The organism is Oceanobacillus sp. B139/18, from assembly GCF_055524595.1.
Genome location: NZ_JBVFXI010000002.1, coordinates 614,898 through 631,691, shown reverse-complemented (window position 1 = coordinate 631,691; position 16,794 = coordinate 614,898). Strand labels below are relative to the sequence as shown.

At 38.3% G+C, this 16,794-nt stretch carries 17 protein-coding genes and 2 tRNA genes; 13 read left to right on the top strand and 6 right to left on the bottom strand.

The genetic code is table 11. The annotated features are described in order from the left end of the window. Window positions 1-181 precede the first annotated feature (181 nt). Window positions 182-739 carry a DUF1697 domain-containing protein gene (locus ACZSMY_RS10440; RefSeq protein ID WP_368901714.1) on the bottom strand — a complete coding sequence of 186 codons (558 nt, stop codon included), beginning with the start codon at window positions 737-739 and terminating at the stop codon, window positions 182-184. A 195-nt stretch (window positions 740-934) separates the two neighbouring features. Here ACZSMY_RS10440 and ACZSMY_RS10435 point away from each other — a divergent pair, with 195 nt between their 5' ends. After that, window positions 935-1,309, top strand: a complete 375-nt coding sequence (locus ACZSMY_RS10435) for a hypothetical protein (RefSeq protein ID WP_042532511.1) — start codon at window positions 935-937, stop codon at window positions 1,307-1,309. Continuing rightward, window positions 1,255-2,037 carry a membrane protein insertase YidC gene (gene yidC, locus ACZSMY_RS10430; protein ID WP_042532513.1) on the top strand — a complete coding sequence of 261 codons (783 nt, stop codon included), beginning with the start codon at window positions 1,255-1,257 and terminating at the stop codon, window positions 2,035-2,037. Before ACZSMY_RS10435 ends, yidC begins: the two co-directional genes overlap by 55 nt. Window positions 2,038-2,200: 163 nt before the next feature. Here the strand turns inward: yidC and ACZSMY_RS10425 are convergent, their stop codons facing one another. Beyond that, entirely contained in the window at window positions 2,201-2,977 is a 777-nt protein-coding gene (locus tag ACZSMY_RS10425; protein ID WP_465147762.1) for a hypothetical protein, read from the bottom strand. Between the two features lie 315 nt (window positions 2,978-3,292). Here ACZSMY_RS10425 and ACZSMY_RS10420 point away from each other — a divergent pair. The 8 genes from ACZSMY_RS10420 to ACZSMY_RS10385 all read left to right on the top strand — a co-directional run bounded on the left by ACZSMY_RS10420 (window position 3,293) and on the right by ACZSMY_RS10385 (window position 8,636). After that, a tRNA-Met gene (locus ACZSMY_RS10420) sits at window positions 3,293-3,369 on the top strand. 53 nt (window positions 3,370-3,422) lie between these two features. Then, window positions 3,423-3,499 (top strand) — tRNA-Asp (locus ACZSMY_RS10415). A gap of 216 nt (window positions 3,500-3,715) precedes the next feature. Next, window positions 3,716-4,675: a thiamine-phosphate kinase gene (gene thiL, locus ACZSMY_RS10410; protein WP_465147761.1), complete on the top strand. Its 960-nt coding sequence runs from the start codon at window positions 3,716-3,718 to the stop codon at window positions 4,673-4,675. 12 nt (window positions 4,676-4,687) lie between these two features. After that, on the top strand, window positions 4,688-5,134 hold the full coding sequence (gene tsaE / locus ACZSMY_RS10405) for a tRNA (adenosine(37)-N6)-threonylcarbamoyltransferase complex ATPase subunit type 1 TsaE (protein WP_465147760.1): 447 nt from the start codon (window positions 4,688-4,690) through the stop codon (window positions 5,132-5,134). 10 nt (window positions 5,135-5,144) lie between these two features. Further along, window positions 5,145-5,849 carry a tRNA (adenosine(37)-N6)-threonylcarbamoyltransferase complex dimerization subunit type 1 TsaB gene (gene tsaB, locus ACZSMY_RS10400; protein WP_042532520.1) on the top strand — a complete coding sequence of 235 codons (705 nt, stop codon included), beginning with the start codon at window positions 5,145-5,147 and terminating at the stop codon, window positions 5,847-5,849. Next, window positions 5,813-6,295 (top strand): ribosomal protein S18-alanine N-acetyltransferase, encoded by a 483-nt coding sequence (gene rimI / locus ACZSMY_RS10395; protein ID WP_306432763.1) that lies wholly within the window; start codon window positions 5,813-5,815, stop codon window positions 6,293-6,295. The genes tsaB and rimI overlap by 37 nt, the downstream gene beginning before the upstream one ends. Continuing rightward, window positions 6,292-7,302: a tRNA (adenosine(37)-N6)-threonylcarbamoyltransferase complex transferase subunit TsaD gene (gene tsaD, locus ACZSMY_RS10390; RefSeq protein ID WP_465147759.1), complete on the top strand. Its 1,011-nt coding sequence runs from the start codon at window positions 6,292-6,294 to the stop codon at window positions 7,300-7,302. The genes rimI and tsaD overlap by 4 nt, the downstream gene beginning before the upstream one ends. Before the next feature lie 161 nt (window positions 7,303-7,463). Beyond that, window positions 7,464-8,636, top strand: coding sequence for an FtsW/RodA/SpoVE family cell cycle protein (locus ACZSMY_RS10385; RefSeq protein WP_042532526.1), 1,173 nt, complete (start codon window positions 7,464-7,466; stop codon window positions 8,634-8,636). 97 nt (window positions 8,637-8,733) lie between these two features. Here the strand turns inward: ACZSMY_RS10385 and ACZSMY_RS10380 are convergent, their stop codons facing one another. Further along, a complete protein-coding gene (locus tag ACZSMY_RS10380; protein WP_465147758.1) occupies window positions 8,734-9,894 on the bottom strand; it encodes a CBS domain-containing protein in 1,161 nt (386 codons plus the stop codon). A gap of 117 nt (window positions 9,895-10,011) precedes the next feature. Further along, window positions 10,012-11,946: an ABC-F family ATP-binding cassette domain-containing protein gene (locus tag ACZSMY_RS10375; RefSeq protein WP_042532528.1), complete on the bottom strand. Its 1,935-nt coding sequence runs from the start codon at window positions 11,944-11,946 to the stop codon at window positions 10,012-10,014. A 357-nt stretch (window positions 11,947-12,303) separates the two neighbouring features. Between ACZSMY_RS10375 and ACZSMY_RS10370 the strand changes: the two genes are divergently transcribed. After that, on the top strand, window positions 12,304-12,939 hold the full coding sequence (locus ACZSMY_RS10370; protein WP_042532530.1) for a redox-sensing transcriptional repressor Rex: 636 nt from the start codon (window positions 12,304-12,306) through the stop codon (window positions 12,937-12,939). Window positions 12,940-13,057: 118 nt separating this feature from the next. Here the strand turns inward: ACZSMY_RS10370 and ACZSMY_RS10365 are convergent, their stop codons facing one another. Further along, a complete protein-coding gene (locus tag ACZSMY_RS10365; protein ID WP_042532532.1) occupies window positions 13,058-13,252 on the bottom strand; it encodes a DUF4305 domain-containing protein in 195 nt (64 codons plus the stop codon). Between the two features lies 1 nt (window position 13,253). Next, entirely contained in the window at window positions 13,254-13,958 is a 705-nt protein-coding gene (locus ACZSMY_RS10360) for a CPBP family intramembrane glutamic endopeptidase (RefSeq protein WP_042532533.1), read from the bottom strand. Window positions 13,959-14,340: 382 nt separating this feature from the next. On the opposite strand from ACZSMY_RS10360, the gene groES reads away from it, so the two are divergent. Both groES and groL read left to right on the top strand, forming a co-directional pair. Then, window positions 14,341-14,622, top strand: coding sequence for a co-chaperone GroES (gene groES, locus ACZSMY_RS10355; RefSeq protein ID WP_042532535.1), 282 nt, complete (start codon window positions 14,341-14,343; stop codon window positions 14,620-14,622). 61 nt (window positions 14,623-14,683) lie between these two features. Beyond that, complete coding sequence (gene groL / locus ACZSMY_RS10350) at window positions 14,684-16,315, top strand: chaperonin GroEL (RefSeq protein WP_042532537.1); 1,632 nt, start codon at window positions 14,684-14,686, stop codon at window positions 16,313-16,315. Window positions 16,316-16,794: the final 479 nt, after the last annotated feature.

The window sequence follows — 16,794 nt, the reverse complement described above, 5'->3', positions numbered from 1 at the left end:
TATTGAAAAAGAGTTAAGCATCATGCTTAGCTCTTTTTTGCATAAGTAAACATTAATTAATACACTAAAGACAAGCTCAGTATATATATGAGCTTGTCTGACTGGCTAAAAGTGTTGCAATTACTCGTATAATCAATATTTCGAAGTTTATCAAGTTTAAATGCTTTTACCTTAGCCTTTTTTATTCCGTTATTTTGGACATTGTTGCTAATTTATTAACTGTTTTCCAATTACGAGTTGTAGATTGGGTATCTAGTTTCTGAAGTTGATTTGCCAGTTTAGAGTTATGGATACTATCATAAAATAGAAGATAGATTTCTTTGTTTTGAATATGATATTTTTCTTTTTCATTTTGGAATTTCCGTAAACTTACTAAATTAGCTTTAGACGGATTGCTTGGAAAAAATGCTACATAGAGACTCTCTCCTGTAGAATCTGCTTCAGCTTTTGTAATCTCTTCTGCAGAGAAGGGGCAAGCTTTCATTATTTGTTCCCATTCTTCGGAGGTTCTCAAAATCACAGGAATGGAAAGTTGATAATCTTGCATTATTTTATATTCTATTTCCTCTTTAATAATTTTTTCCTGCTTATTGGATTGAAATAAGATATTTCCACTCTGTATATATGTTCGAACGTTTTTTAAACCTATTGCTGTAAGGGATTCTCGCAATTCCGCCATCTTAATCTTATTTTTTCCGCCTACATTAATACCTCGTAACAATGCAATATATCCTGTCATAGCCCGTCAACTCCTTTTGTATCAGTGTAGTCCAGTATTCTTTTTATTATTTTACTCTATTGACTGAAGCAATACAAAAAAGAAACCAATAATAAACTCTCTAGTTCTGAAAGCAGATGCAGATAGGAAATCGTTTGTTTTTTTGATATAATTATAATCAGCTTAAACATTAATATGTGAAGGAGGTGAGTAAGTATGTTATTGGAATTGTTTAATAATGCTTTCATAGATTCTTCCATCTTTTATATGTATTTTGGTGTTATTTTGATGACGATGGGAATTATGTATTTTGTTAATCTGCATCATAATACTCCGGTTATCTATGAATACTCTTTTGGCAGTAAACACCAAAATATTAAAATTAATATGAATCAAATGAGAAAGACCTTAATTATTAATGAACCCTTTCTGATTTGGCTCATCATCACATTTAAAAGAGTCGACCAAAAAGATGATAAAATGGACAATGTATCCTCTTATTTTAAAAATGAGTTTAAAATAAGAGGAGGAGAATTATGGGAAAACATGGCTTACTCACAGCCTTTAAAAAATACAGGTTTTTCTTTTTAGTAATATTGTTAGTCTTTGTACTTGCAGGGTGTGGAGGTAATAACACACCTATTGACAGTTCATCAACAGGGTTCTTTGATCATTATTTTGTATATACCTTTTCTCTGCTAATAAAAAAGATTGCTTCTTTATTTCAGGGTAACTATGGAATTGCTATTGTATTGATTACAATTATTATCCGATTTGTGTTAATGCCGTTCTTTATTCGCCAGTCAAAGAATAGTAAAGACTCGCAAAAGAAAATGGCAGTTATGAAGCCTGAGATGGATGAGATTCAAAAGAAATATAAAGGAAAGAGCAGTACAGAAGATCAGCTAAGCATGCAGAGAGAGCTTAGTGAAGTTTATAAAAAGCATGATTTTAATCCGGTAAAGATGGCTGTGGGGTGTTTGCCGCTAATCATTCAGATGCCTATTCTTCTGGGGTTTTATTATGCTATTATGCGGACTCCGGAAATAGCTGAGCACTCATTTCTATGGTTTAGTTTAGGAGAAACAGATATTTTATTTGTTGTTTTTGCTGTACTCATATACTATCTTCAAGCAAGAGTGAGTCTGATTGGTATGGATGAAACGCAGCGAAAGCAAATGGCTGTTATGAGCTTTATATCCCCGATTATGATTGGAGTGGTCTCTTTAAATGCACCTGCGGCTTTGCCTTTGTATTGGGCTGTCGGCGGAATGTTTATGATTGTACAGACACTGATTATAAAAAAATATGTGCATTAGTAAAAGAGACTGATAAAGGAATATAAAAAATATCAATTTCTTTTCCATACTGAAGTCAAGTTGATAACATGCTCTGAAAAACGCTTATTTTGTCTAATCTAATAGATGAAATAAGCGTTTTATTAATGTCTATTCATCTTTCAGGCATTATCAGATAAACGATTTATTTGCCTGATATCAACGCCTCAAAGGTTTCAACCTTTTGCTTTGTAGTAAAAGACTGCTCGTTCCACTCACTGGCCTGAAACGAATTTTTTCTTGTTTCGATAAGGAGCTGTTCAGAATTTGAACCAACGGTTACATCTTTAAACAATTTTACATCGGTAGTCTCATTATCTTCATTAAACAGTGTTAAGTAAATATTTCCGTTATATGGAGTGCTTCCGTTATTTCTTATGTGAAAATAATTATCATATGTTCTGCCGGTACGCGGCCGCGTTAATGGATCGTATGATGAGTCAATGAGTGCTACCATCATATTCTTATCTTCATCTGTCACTACACTTTTTTCATTTGGGTTTGCAAATAATTCCTCTTTTGTATCCAGCCTGTTCACATATAAATATTTATGTCCTAAAGGAATTATCCAAGTGAGAAAGAGTAATATGATGAGAAAGAAAACAGCGACCGCTTGAATAGATACTTTTTTTGTTTTTTTTAATCTGCTGGAGATACTGTTAAAAATATAGAGGATGATCGTTACGCCTAATAGGATAAAAATCATCGTATTTAAATTTTTAGTATTTGGTAAAACATTCAAATTATAAACGTAATAATAATACATATGACCAATCGTTGTGAGCAATAAAATAGTAATAGCTTCCATTAAGTAATAAGAAAGTAATCTAAGCTTTTTTTCTTTATAGACTGAGAAAAAAACATATGCAATAAGTGGAAGTATGATTAGCAAAATCAGGATAAAAAGGGTTAAAAAAGTCAATTCAATATTCTCCTTATTTCTTATTTAATAATTTTTGAAGCTAGAAATGTATATAAGATAAATGTCACTTATTAACAAATTGTATCAGATGCTGTTTTAAATGATAATAACTGTTTTAAAGAAAACATATAACTGCTTGTAAACAATCTTTCATCATTCTCCAAAACAGTTATAAATAACGCTTCTACTGGATAAACTTATAGATAAGCAAATAAAAATGAAAAAGTTTTAAAAAGGTATTGCATTATTCTCTAAAAAGAGATATAATAAATCTTGTCCTTAAATAAGGCATTGAAAAAAATTGATTATTCACATCGCGGGGTGGAGCAGTCTGGCAGCTCGTTGGGCTCATAACCCAAAGGTCGCAGGTTCAAATCCTGCCCCCGCAACCAAATAAGATCCAGATTCACCATCGAAGTACTGGATAAGAGAGAATACATACTTAGGTCCGGTAGTTCAGTTGGTTAGAATGCCTGCCTGTCACGCAGGAGGTCGCGGGTTCGAGTCCCGTCCGGACCGCCATGATTTTTAAAAATAATAGTAATCAGCGACACATGGTTTCCGATGAGAAACATGTGTTTTTTTAATGCAATAAATGAAGCAAGCATGCTTAGGTGTGTGAAAATAAGAAAAACAGGCCGTCGGAATAATTTATATTGATTTGCATGACATAAATTTTTATTTTTTGCCGTTGATTTGCTATGATAAATAGTAGAAAATAAAGGAATTGGTGATAGCATGGATGAATTTTCATTTATTAAAGCCATTAAACCCAATACATATAATCAACCTGCATTGATTAAAGGAATCGGGGACGATGCTGCTGTTTTCCGCAGCACATCTGATATTGTCACCACAGTAGATACGTTTGTGGAAGATATCCATTTTTCCTTAGAAACAATGGCTCCCTTTCATATTGGGTATCGTATACTGGCTGCCAATATTAGTGATTTAGCAGCTATGGGAGCAGAGCCCGCCTTTTATTTGGTGTCGATGTGTGTCCCAAAAAAATGGAAACAATCAGCGTTAGAGGAGATTTATCAAGGAATGCATGAATTGGCATCGATGTATCAAATGGACTTGATTGGCGGAGATACGGTATCGAGTGAACGGTTGATGATCTCGATTACAGCAATGGGTTACGTGCCAGAGAATAAAGCAAGATACAGAAGCCATGCAGAGCCAAATGATATTGTTTTTGCGACTGGAACCTTAGGAGATTCCAGAGCAGGATTAGAGATATTGCTGCAAGGACAGGAATGTAAAGATAAAGACTACTATATAGAACGTCATCGCCTGCCGAATCCGAGAGTGGCATTGGCATCAGGATTATGTGAGATAGACCGTGTGGCTTTAAATGACATCAGTGATGGTATCTCAAGTGAAGCAAATGAAATAGCAGAGGCTTCCAATGTGGAGCTTACAATTATAGAAGAAAAAATTCCTGTTTCTAACAGTTTTCAACAGTTTTCCAAAGAGCAGCAGTATGACTGGAAGCTGTCAGGAGGAGAAGACTTTGAGCTCCTGGGGACTGTGTCAGAGGTGCATTGGCCGCGAGTACAGGAAATTGCTGTCCAGACAGATACGCCTATCCAGCAGATTGGCTATGTCCGTGAAGCAGAAGAGCCATGTGTTCTCATTCAGACGCATGGAGAGACGAAAAAATTAATGAAAAGTGGATATACACATTTAAAGTAGGTGAATGCGTTGATGCAGAGGCTATTAAAAACAGAAAAAGATACACAGGATTTTGCCTGCCGGCTGGCTGAAAAATTACAGCCGAACGATGTTTTGACGCTTGAAGGTCAATTAGGTGTCGGGAAAACGACGTTTACAAAAGGTCTGGCACAGGGATTAGATATCAAGCGGAATATCAGCAGTCCGACTTTTACAATTGTAAAGGAATACCGTGGGCGTTTGCCGCTTTATCATATGGATGTGTATCGTTTGGAAAATTCGATGGAGGATATCGGCTTTGATGACTATTTCTTTGGAGATGGTGTCACTGTGATTGAATGGGCAAGCTTTATTGAAGATTTTCTTCCAAGGGAACGGCTGGATATCAAACTGCATTATACAGAAGATGCGGATCAGCGTAAAATAACACTTACTCCTTTCGGGGAGCATTTTGAACAAGTTGTCAAAGCATTAAGTTAGGAGTTTTTTTATGAAAATACTTGCGATGGATACTTCCAATCAGGTTTTAAGTGTGGCATTATTAGAAGATAAACAATTAATCGGTGAAATCACTACGAATATTGCTAAGAACCATTCCGTACGTTTAATGCCGGCGGTGGAAAAGCTGATGCAGGATGTACATATCACTCCATCTGAATTAGACCGTATTGTCGTTGCGAAAGGCCCCGGTTCTTTTACAGGTGTTCGAATTGGTCTGGCTACAGCCAAAACAATGGCCTGGGCGTTAAACATACCGGTTATCGGTGTATCGAGCTTGGAAGCATTCGCTTACCAGGGGATTTTATTTGATGGAATCATTTGTCCGTTTTTTGATGCCAGACGCGGTTTAGTTTATACAGGGGCGTATCGATGGAAAAATGGAGAGCTTGAAACGGTAATGGAAGAAGAAAATATTTTAATGACAGAATGGCTGGCAAAACTGAAAGAAACGGGAGAAAACGTTTTGTTCTTAAGCCAGGATATCGAGGCATTTAAAGAAGTTATTAAAGAGCATTTACAGGATAAGGCTGTGATTGCTGATTCATCATTCCAGCTCCCGAGAGCAGCCCACTTGGCTTTGCTGGGAAGAGAAAGAGAAGCTGATTCTGTGCATGCGCTCGTTCCGAACTATCTTCGTTTGGCAGAGGCAGAAGCAAATTGGCAAAAACAGCAGAAGGAACAAGCAGATTCATGAGTGAGCTTGTTATTCGTCAGATGAATCTGGAGGATGTTCCGGGAGTAATGGAAGTGGAAGAAGCTGCTTTTACAGGACCGTGGGATGCAGAGATTTTTCATAAAGAGCTATGTGAAAATGATCATGCTTATTATTTTGTAGCCTGCCTAAGGGACAGAATTGTCGGCTATATTGGTTCATGGGTTGTATTTGAAGATGGGCAGATTACAAATTTTGCTGTTCATCCCGATATGCGCGGGCGCAAAATCGGGGAAAAGCTGTTTGGATATGTTACGACATTTATGACCGGTAACGGGGTGGAGCGTCTCTCCTTGGAGGTTCGTGTTTCAAATACCGTTGCACAATCTCTATACAAAAAATTCGGGCTTGTACCTGGCGGGATTAGAAAGCATTATTACACGGATAATTTTGAAGATGCTATTGTAATGTGGGTGAATTTAAAATGAAAAAAGATACAATGATATTAGGTATAGAAACAAGCTGTGATGAGACGGCTGCATCGATTGTAAAGAACGGACGTGAAATACTTTCAAATGTGGTTGCCTCACAAATTGAAAGCCATAAGCGATTCGGCGGTGTGGTTCCTGAAATAGCTTCCAGACATCATGTCGAACAAATGACGATGGTTTTAGAGGAAGCAGTGAATCAGGCGGACGTAACCTGGGAGGATATCGATGCAATTGCAGTCACAGAAGGCCCGGGCTTAGTAGGCGCCCTTCTTGTCGGGGTCAATGCTGCGAAAGCTCTTGCCTTTGCAAAAAATAAACCGCTTATTGGTGTTCATCATATTGCCGGGCATATTTATGCAAACCGTTTAGAAAATGAATTTGCTTTTCCGTTATTGGCCCTGATTGTTTCTGGAGGGCATACAGAGCTGGTTATTATGAAAGATCATTATGATTATGAATTAATTGGTGAAACAAGAGATGATGCGGCTGGAGAAGCCTATGATAAAGTAGCAAGAATGCTGAAGCTTCCTTACCCGGGAGGGCCGCAAATTGACCGTTTAAGTGCAGAAGGGAAGGATACGATTGATTTCCCGCGTGCGTGGCTGGAAGAAGGAAGCTATGACTTTAGCTTCAGCGGCTTAAAGTCAGCAGTTATCAATACGCTCCATAACGCTGAACAGCGCAGGGAAACCCTGAATCCCGCAGATGTTGCTGCGAGCTTTCAACAAAGTGTAATTGACGTATTGACTGAAAAAACATACCGGGCAGCACAGGAGTATAAGGTGAAACAGGTCATTGTTGCGGGCGGTGTTGCAGCGAATAAAGGCTTGCGGCAAAGCTTGAAAAATCGTTTTAATCATACAGATACGGAATTGTACATTCCACCGATTCAATTATGTACAGATAACGCCGCTATGATTGCGGCGGCCGGAACGATTTTGTATGAAAAAGAAAAATTTAAAGCACTTGATTTAAACGCAAATCCTTCTTTAATGTTAGAATAGAAATAGTAAATAATGAAAGCTTGTGATTTGCAAGAATGCAGATTGATTTTTATGTAACATAATGGATTATGTTGAATTTATCATTAATGATAACAGCTTATCTTGTGAGGTTGGCTCATGAAAATCAAGGGTAGCGACAGGAGAAATTTGGTGGGAATCCGATGAATAAAAAACAAAATTATTATTTTCAAACCGATTTAATCTTATTATTGATTGCTTTCGCAATAATAAGCTTTCTGGCCGTGTACAATGCACAGCAGCTGGAACAATATAGTACAAACTTTCTGATACGGCAAATGCTCTTTTACGCAATTGGAGTCGGTATGATTGCTGCTATTCAGTTTTTAGACTTAGAGCAGTTATATAAAACAAGCCTCTACATTTATATAGGCGGGGTTGTGCTGCTGGCGCTTATCCCTATCAGTCCAGACTTTATTGCGAGAGAAATAAACGGTGCGAAAAGCTGGTATACCTTTATACCAGGATTGACGCTGCAGCCGGCAGAGTTCGTTAAGATATCAACTATATTATTTTTATCGGCAGTCATCAGCAGACATAAAGAAAAATTTGAAGTAAGTACGTTAAAGACTGATATACAGCTTCTTGGTAAGCTATTACTGTATACAGCTATTCCGGTATTTTTAATTATGCTGCAGCCGGATTTCGGTACGGCCATGGTATATTTATTTATTGCCGGCATGCTGATTATTTTATCCGGGATTAATTGGAGAATCATCTTTTCTCTAATTATTGTAGGAGTTGCTGTTATAGCCAGTGCTTTATTCGTTATCATTGAATTTCCGGAATTTGCGGAAGAGACAATTGGAGTAGCGCCCTATCAAATTGATCGTGTAATGACATGGTTTGACCCGTCACAGCAGTCACCAGATGCTAATTATCACTTTGAACGCTCACATATGGCGCTCGGGTCAGGGCAATTATTTGGTAAGGGAATAGGAAGCGTGGAAGTAAATTATCCGGAAGCCCAGACTGATTTTATCTTCTCTGTTATTGGAGAAAGTTTTGGTTTTGTCGGCAGCGCTTTTGTTGTTCTGCTTTATTTTATGCTTTTATATAAACTGGTAACGCTCGGCTTAAATATTTATAAGCACTCGCCATTTGGCGCTTATTTCTGTTTTGGGTTTTTGAGCATGATGCTTGTTCACGTCTTTCAAAACATTGGCATGACAGTAGGAATCATGCCAGTTACCGGGATTCCTTTGCTTCTGATAAGCTACGGAGGAAGTTCGGTGATGTCGACCATGCTGGGTATGGCGGTCGTTTATCGCGTTGCTGTGGAAGAAACGATACAGAATGACTATTTATTTAAATAAAAGGATCGCATCAGGAACAAAATTTGAACATGTAATTAAAATAGAAAGAAGTGCTTGGAATACCATATCCAAGCACTTCTTTCTATTTTATATAAAATCAGCCGGTAAATTGCTGTCCCATCAAATCCTCATCATATACTGTAACAACCACAGATTCAATAGGATTGTCCTTTGCAGAATGTACAGTAAATAATAAATGCTTATAGTGTATCGTGTTTGGATTGTCAGGCTGCTGTTTCATTAATTCCGATAAAAAGCTGTCCAACGTCTGATGCGGTGTATCGATTGGAAAAGTGATTCCAAGTGTTCCCTCTAATATAAACAGGCTGACCGACCCGTTAATCAGATAACGATTACCGGAAAGCGGCAGGATGTCCTTTGACTCTGTTGCCATTGACTTCTGTTCTCCTAACAAGTCTTTCGTTATGTCTCTGATAATATCTTCCAAAGTAATTAACCCAAATGTTCCTCCAAATTCATCGAGAACAATGGCGATGCTGTAATCTCTTTCCCTCATATCCTTAAAAACTTCATCCATTTCTTGATTCATTCTGATGTATACAGCAGGGCGAATAATATGATGAAGAGTAAAGAAAGCAGGAGATCCACCTGATTTCATACTTCGAAAGAAATCTTTTACATGTAATATCCCAGCGATTTCGTCAATATCTTCATCATAAACTGGTATTCTTGTAAATTCGGTTTCTTGCACAGCAGCAAATACTTCTTCCATGGTTGCATCTATTTGCAGAACGGTTAAATCCGTACGATGCGTTGCAATTTCACCTACATCCTTGCCGCTGAATTCGATAATATTTTGAGCTTCCTGATGATTATCTGACCATGTTGCTTCCTCACTCATTTTATTCGTAAAGGTATGGGGGATCAGCCGAGATAATCCTTGTGCAATAAACTGAGAATGATGATTTGCCAGCCATTTAGGCAAAAGATGTCCTAAGCTGACCCACAAGCCAAATAAAAGCAGACTGGAGCCAAAAAGAATCATAAACTCATTTAGATTTTGTGAAAAAGGTAAAACCGAGTGAAAGAAAGCCTGACCAAGCGGAAGAGTGACAGCCGCAGTAAGCCATACACTGCTGAAAAGGCCGATAAATATCACGGCAAAACGAAGGAAACGAAGAAAGGAATGGGAACGTACTTCTGCTGCGGTTGATTGAGACAGCATTGTTTCTTTGATAGCATAGTACATCAAACTGGCAAGAATAAAAACTAAAAAAGTAACGATGGGTATCGCCACGGGATAACAACCTCCGTTTATCGAATTGAATAGTTTACTATGTTGATTTAAGTAAAAAAACAGGCATTGGTTCTGCCTGTTTTCAGTATACAACAATCTGAAAATTATATCAATTGCTTAATTCTCTTCTAATTCTGCCCATTCCTCCATGAACTGATCCAACTCTTCTTTTAAAGCCGATAATTTATTGGTTAGTTCCATTGTCTTTTTATGGTCATCAAAGACGTCTGGCTTGGTCATCTCCAGTTCAATGGCTGCAATGGTTTCTTCCTGCTGTTCAATGCTTGTTTCCAGCTCTTCAATACGGCGCTTGCGTTTGCGTTCCTCCCGCTGACGCTGTTTTTCTTCCTGAAAGCTGCGTTTTTTTGCTGAAGCTGCCGGTTCTTCTGTTACCTTCTGCTGATTTTGCAGCTGTAACAGCCTTCGTTCCTCTTCCTCTGCTTTTTTCTCTAAATAATAATCATAGTCACCAAGATATATTTTTACACTGCTTGCCTGCATTTCTGCAACTTGATCGGCAATCCGGTTAATAAAATAACGGTCATGAGAAACAAAAAGAATAGTTCCTGGAAAATCAATTAAAGCACTTTCTAATACTTCTTTGCTGTCGATATCCAAATGGTTGGTCGGCTCATCAAGAATAAGCAAATTTGCTTTTTGCATTTTTAATTTTGCCAGAGCAAGCCTTGATTTCTCACCGCCGCTTAAGGCGGACACAGGTTTTAAGACATCCTCGCCAGAGAATAGAAAATTCCCGAGGATTGTACGAATGTCTTTCTCATTAATCAATGGATAATCATCCCACAGCTCCTGCAGAACAGTTTTATTTGAGTGAAGGTTTGCCTGCTCCTGATCGTAGTAGCCGATTTGAACATTGGTCCCGAGCTGGATCTCACCTTGATTTGCCAGATACTTGCCGACAATATTTTTTAATAAGGTGGTTTTGCCGACACCGTTTGGGCCTACCAATGCGATACGGTCGCCCCGGTTAGCATGCAGCGTGATGTTTTTGAAAATCGGCTGATCCGTATCAGGATATTGAAAGGTTAAATCTTTTATTTTTAATACATCATTTCCGCTCTGCCGGTTCACTTGGAAGGAAATTGATGCGGAGGATTCATCACCGGCTGGGTGATCAAGACGATCTATTTTTTCAAGCTTTTTCCGTCTGCTCTGGGCACGTTTCGTCGTAGAAGCGCGTGCTAAGTTACGCTGAATAAAATCTTCCATCCGTTTAATTTCTGTCTGCTGTTTTTCAAATTCTTTTTTCTCCTGCTCATAATCAAGCGCTTTTTGAGCTAAGTAGTTACTGTATGTTCCGTGGAACTTTTTAGAATGATGTCTGGAAATTTCATAAACAATTGATACAGTTTTGTCTAAAAAGTAGCGGTCATGGGAAACAATAATGATAGCACCTGGATAGCTTACTAAATAGCCTTCGAGCCATGTAAGTGTGTCAATATCTAAGTGGTTCGTCGGTTCATCGAGAATAAGCAGCTGCGGTTTTTGCAGTAGAAGCTTACCGAGGGCAAGTCTTGTTTTCTGTCCGCCGCTTAAATCGGTAATTAATGTATCGTAATCATAATCACCAAAGGACAACCCGGTGAGCACAGATTTTATTTCCGCTTGATACGTATATCCGCCATTTGATTGATATTCATTTTGAAGCGTATCATATCTTTCGAGCAGCTGTTGATAATCAGATGCTTCCATATTGGAGGCGTCTGCCATCTGTGCTTCCAGTTCACGTAATTTTTTCTCCATGGCAAGCAGAGGCGAAAATACATCCAGCATCTCTTGCCAGATGGTTTTTCCGGACTCTAACGTCATATGCTGTGAGAGATAGCCGAATGTCAGGTCTTTCGGCTGGAAGATCTCACCGCCGTCATAAGGCATTTCTCCTGCCATGATTTTGAGAAGTGTTGACTTTCCGGCTCCATTGCGGCCGACTATTGCAATCCGTTCATTATCTTTTATTTCCATTTTTATATTAGCTAGAATCTCTTCTGCTCCAAAGGATTTAGAGATTCCATTTAGTTGCATTAAAATCATCGTTGCCATCCTTTCTGACTCGTAAAAAAAGCTGTTCAAAAAGCACATGAAAATAAGGTGACGAGCATGTTATTGCTTATCCTGTCTTCTTGAACCATCCTGTAAAAGGAAAGTAATACCTTCTATCAGTGTAACGTATCCAAATAGAAGCTACAATAAAATTATAATAAAGTTCGCTATGTTGGCTGTATTTCTGTTAAAATTATATAATAGAGTGTGTACTATTGAATAAATGCGTTATTTACAACATAATGAAAGCGAACGTGTAAAATTATGGCAGTATCCATGTACAAAAAATGAAATAATTTAACATGTAAGTTTTCCTATACATTAGTAATTGAAGAGAGGCCGTTTCAAATGGAACAAAATAAAATCCCGCAGGCAACAGCAAAGCGTTTGCCTTTATATTACCGATTTTTAAATAATTTATATCAGCAAGGGAAGATGCGTGTATCTTCCAAAGAGTTAAGTGAGGCTGTTAAAGTAGATTCTGCAACGATCCGCAGAGACTTCTCCTATTTTGGTGCACTTGGGAAAAAAGGATACGGATATAATGTGGAGTATCTATTAGGGTTCTTTAAAAGTACACTGGACCAGCATGAGATAACAAATGTTGCTTTAATTGGTGTTGGAAACCTGGGAACTGCATTTTTGCATTATAACTTTTTAAAGAACAATAATATTCGTATCACGATGGCGTTTGATACGGATGATTCCAAGGTAGGCACGGAAGTTGGCGGTGTTCCCGTGTATCATGTGAATGAATTAGAGGATAAAATAAGCGGAATTGAAGTTGCTATTTTAACAATACCTGCAGAAGAAGCAGATGCCGCTGCGAACCGCCTTGTGGAGCTCGGTATTAAAGGTATTCTTAATTTCACGCCGGCACGTATTACCGTTCCAAACTATATTCGTGTCCATCACATTGATTTAACAGTAGAATTGCAATCACTTGTATACTTTTTGAAGCATTATTCCTTAGAAGAGGAGTAGGATATGCACAGAAGCTCCATAATGTTTTCTTAACCAATCTTCTGCTTTCTAATTGCAAAAAACTAGCTCTTTACAGAACTTCTAAATTTAAGAAGCTTCCTGCCTAAGAGCTAGTTTTTTATTTTTTATTCTTTACTTTAAAATAGAATCGCAGCATCCGGAAGCCGGCATAGAAGGTTAAAGCTGCAAATCCGGCGAATATAAGGGGAACTGTATCCCAGACGGATTCTCCCTTGCTGAGAACCCCGACATAAATAAATAAAACACCGAATAAAACATAAAGAATGGCTTTTATTAAATAAGGCTGATGCATGTTAACCTCCAAAGAATATGAGTTGTAATTGGTCAAGCCGTTTTTGAATTTCTTCTGGATCTAAGGAAAGCTGAGCCAGCACGACAAGGGTGTTCATCCCGGCATGTACGATGATAGGTACAAGAATTCGTTTTGTTTGTACATAAAGGAATGCAAAAACAAAGCCCATCGCAGCATATACTAGTATATGCAGAAAATCTGTATGAATCACGGCAAAAATAAGAGAAGAAATTAAAGCCGCAAAGAAAAAGTTCATTTTTTTATACAGCGAACCAAATATAATTTTCCGGAAAATGATTTCTTCTAAAATAGGCGCCAAAATTGCCGGAAGAACAATAAAAATTGGCACAGCCCGTGCCATGTTCATAATGCCTTGGGTATTCTCTGAACCGGGATCGATTCCAAATAGCTCCATTTCAATGGTGGCAGCCAGCCCTTGTGAAAGAAGGGCCATAATAATTCCCAGAACAGACCAGACAATAATACCGCCGATCCCGACAGCATCTGGATGAGCCCGGACCTGCATATCAGGCTTTAAGAGCCAGAGAACAATAACAAGGCCAAGAGTGAAACTAAAGACAGACCAATAAATACTGGCAAGCGCAAGGTTTACACCAAATATGGATGTAATCAGCGGGGCCATAAGTAAAACAGAAAATTGCATAATGATATATGTGAGAATGACATATGTATATCTTCGAGTCATAAAAACGCTCCTTCAACTATTATCGCCATAGGATATATTCTAACACAACTGTTACTGAAAATTATAATCAAAAGTACATCAAATCATGCATGAAACATTGAAAAAGAAAATAAACAAGGGTTAAAATAAGAAAGCAGAAAGTGAAAAGTAGAAGTTATCTTCAAAAAGTAAACGAATACAAGTTTTTCTAACACGATGGAGCAGTATAAAAAAACTGAGGATTCACTGAAAAGCAAGCGAATCTAAGTTTTTCTAAAAATTCATCATCATCGTGCTTGCATTTTTTCCAAGAATTAATTATTATAATAATTGGAGTTAGCACTCAAGTGTATAGAGTGCTAATAAAAAATAAAATGATTTGGGATTAAGGAGGCAATTCTACATGATTAAACCATTAGGAGATCGTGTTGTTATCAAACTTGTTGAACAAGAAGAAACAACAGCAAGCGGAATCGTACTTCCAGACTCTGCAAAGGAAAAACCGCAAGAAGGTGAAGTAGTTGCAGTAGGATCTGGACGTGTGGAAGATGGGAAAAAAGTGGCACTGGAAGTTTCTGAAGGAGACCGCATTATTTTCTCTAAATTTGCTGGTACCGAAGTGAAATATGAAGGTACAGAATACTTAATTCTTCGTGAGAATGATATTTTAGCGATTGTAGGCTAATCAAAAATATACGATGAATCTTTAATGAAACCGTGAATCAATTTGAAGGAGGAAGATTAACATGGCTAAAGACATTAAATTTAGTGAAGACGCACGACGCGCAATGCTGCGTGGTGTGGACACCTTAGCAGATGCAGTAAAAGTAACCTTAGGACCAAAAGGCCGCAACGTGGTTTTAGATAAAAAATTCGGTTCTCCATTAATTACAAATGATGGCGTAACCATTGCAAAAGAAATCGAATTAGAAGATGCATTTGAAAACATGGGTGCGCAGCTTGTATCCGAAGTAGCATCTAAAACAAATGACGTTGCAGGTGACGGTACAACTACAGCAACTGTACTTGCTCAAGCAATGATTCGTGAAGGACTTAAAAACGTAACTTCCGGTGCAAATCCAGTTGGAATCCGCCGCGGTATCGAAAAAGCAGTTGAGCTGGCAGTGCAAGAATTAAAAGGCATTTCTCAGCCAATCGAAAGCAAAGAAGCAATTTCCCAAATTGCAGCTGTTTCTTCAGGCGACGGCGAAGTAGGTCAATTGATTGCAGAAGCAATGGAACGTGTAGGCAATGACGGTGTTATCACCATTGAAGAATCAAAAGGCTTCAACACAGAGCTTGAAGTAGTAGAAGGGATGCAATTCGATCGCGGATACTCTTCTCCTTATATGGTTACTGACCAAGATAAAATGGAAGCTGTACTAGAAGATCCATATATCTTGATTACAGATAAGAAAATTGGAAATATCCAGGAAGTACTGCCAGTGTTAGAACAAGTTGTTCAACAAGGCAAACCGCTTCTTATGATTGCAGAAGATGTTGAAGGCGAAGCACTTGCTACCTTAGTAGTAAACAAATTACGCGGTACATTCAACGCGGTAGCTGTGAAAGCTCCAGGATTCGGTGACCGCCGTAAAGCAATGCTTGAGGATATCGCTGTACTGACTGGTGCAGAAGTAATTACAGAAGACCTTGGACTGGATCTTAAATCAACAAGCATTGAGCAATTAGGACGTGCTTCTAAAGTTGTCGTAACCAAAGATGATACAACAATCGTAGAAGGCTCAGGAGACCCAGAAACAATCTCCAGCCGTGTGGCACAAATCCGTGCACAAGCAGAAGAAACAACTTCTGATTTCGATAAAGAAAAATTACAAGAGCGCCTGGCAAAATTAGCTGGCGGTGTTGCTGTCGTTAAAGTTGGTGCAGCTACAGAAACAGAATTGAAAGAACGTAAACTTCGCATTGAGGATGCACTGAACTCTACGCGTGCAGGTGTAGAAGAAGGAATGGTTCCTGGTGGCGGTACTGCCCTTGTGAACATCCACGGAAAAGTAAGCGAACTTAGCTTAGAAGGCGACGAAGCAACTGGTGCGAGTATCGTACTTCGTGCACTAGAAGAGCCGGTTCGTCAAATCGTTCATAATGCTGGACTGGAAGGTTCTATCATTGTAGAGCGTCTAAAAGGCGAAAAAGTAGGCATCGGCTACAATGCAGCAACAGACGAATGGGTAAACATGGTTGAGGCTGGAATCGTAGACCCAACGAAAGTAACTCGTTACGCGCTTCAAAACGCAGCATCTGTTGCAGCAATGTTCTTAACTACAGAAGCTGTCGTAGCAGATAAGCCGGATGAAAATGAAGGCGGCGGAATGCCTGATATGGGCGGCATGGGCGGTATGCCTGGGATGATGTAATTATCCCGCCTTGAATATTGATATAGAAGGGTTTTGGAGCTTTATAGTGTTGATGAAACTCTAAAAATATCACAAAAAGGTAACATTTTATTTTAAAATAATATCTTGAAGGACGTTTTCGTATAAAGTTTTCACTTTTGCGGAAGCGTCTTTTTTTATTTTCTTTGTGACATGTGTATAAATTCTTATTGTAGTTGGCATATCATCATACCCTACTTTTTCCATGATAGTTGCTAAGTCACCCCCTTGCTCTGTTAACATACTTACATGAGAGTGGCGGAATATATATTGTGTTGCGTACTTTTAATATTTGTATAAGCTAAAAGTCGCGTCATTCGAGTGTTAACATTTTTTGTATAAATGGATAACCGTCAACATAGTAAAAACAAAATTTGCATCATGAAACTCCTCTAATCTATCTTTAAATACGGATTGAGTTTTTAGTTGTCTTTTTTATGACTACGCAATAAATTCATGAT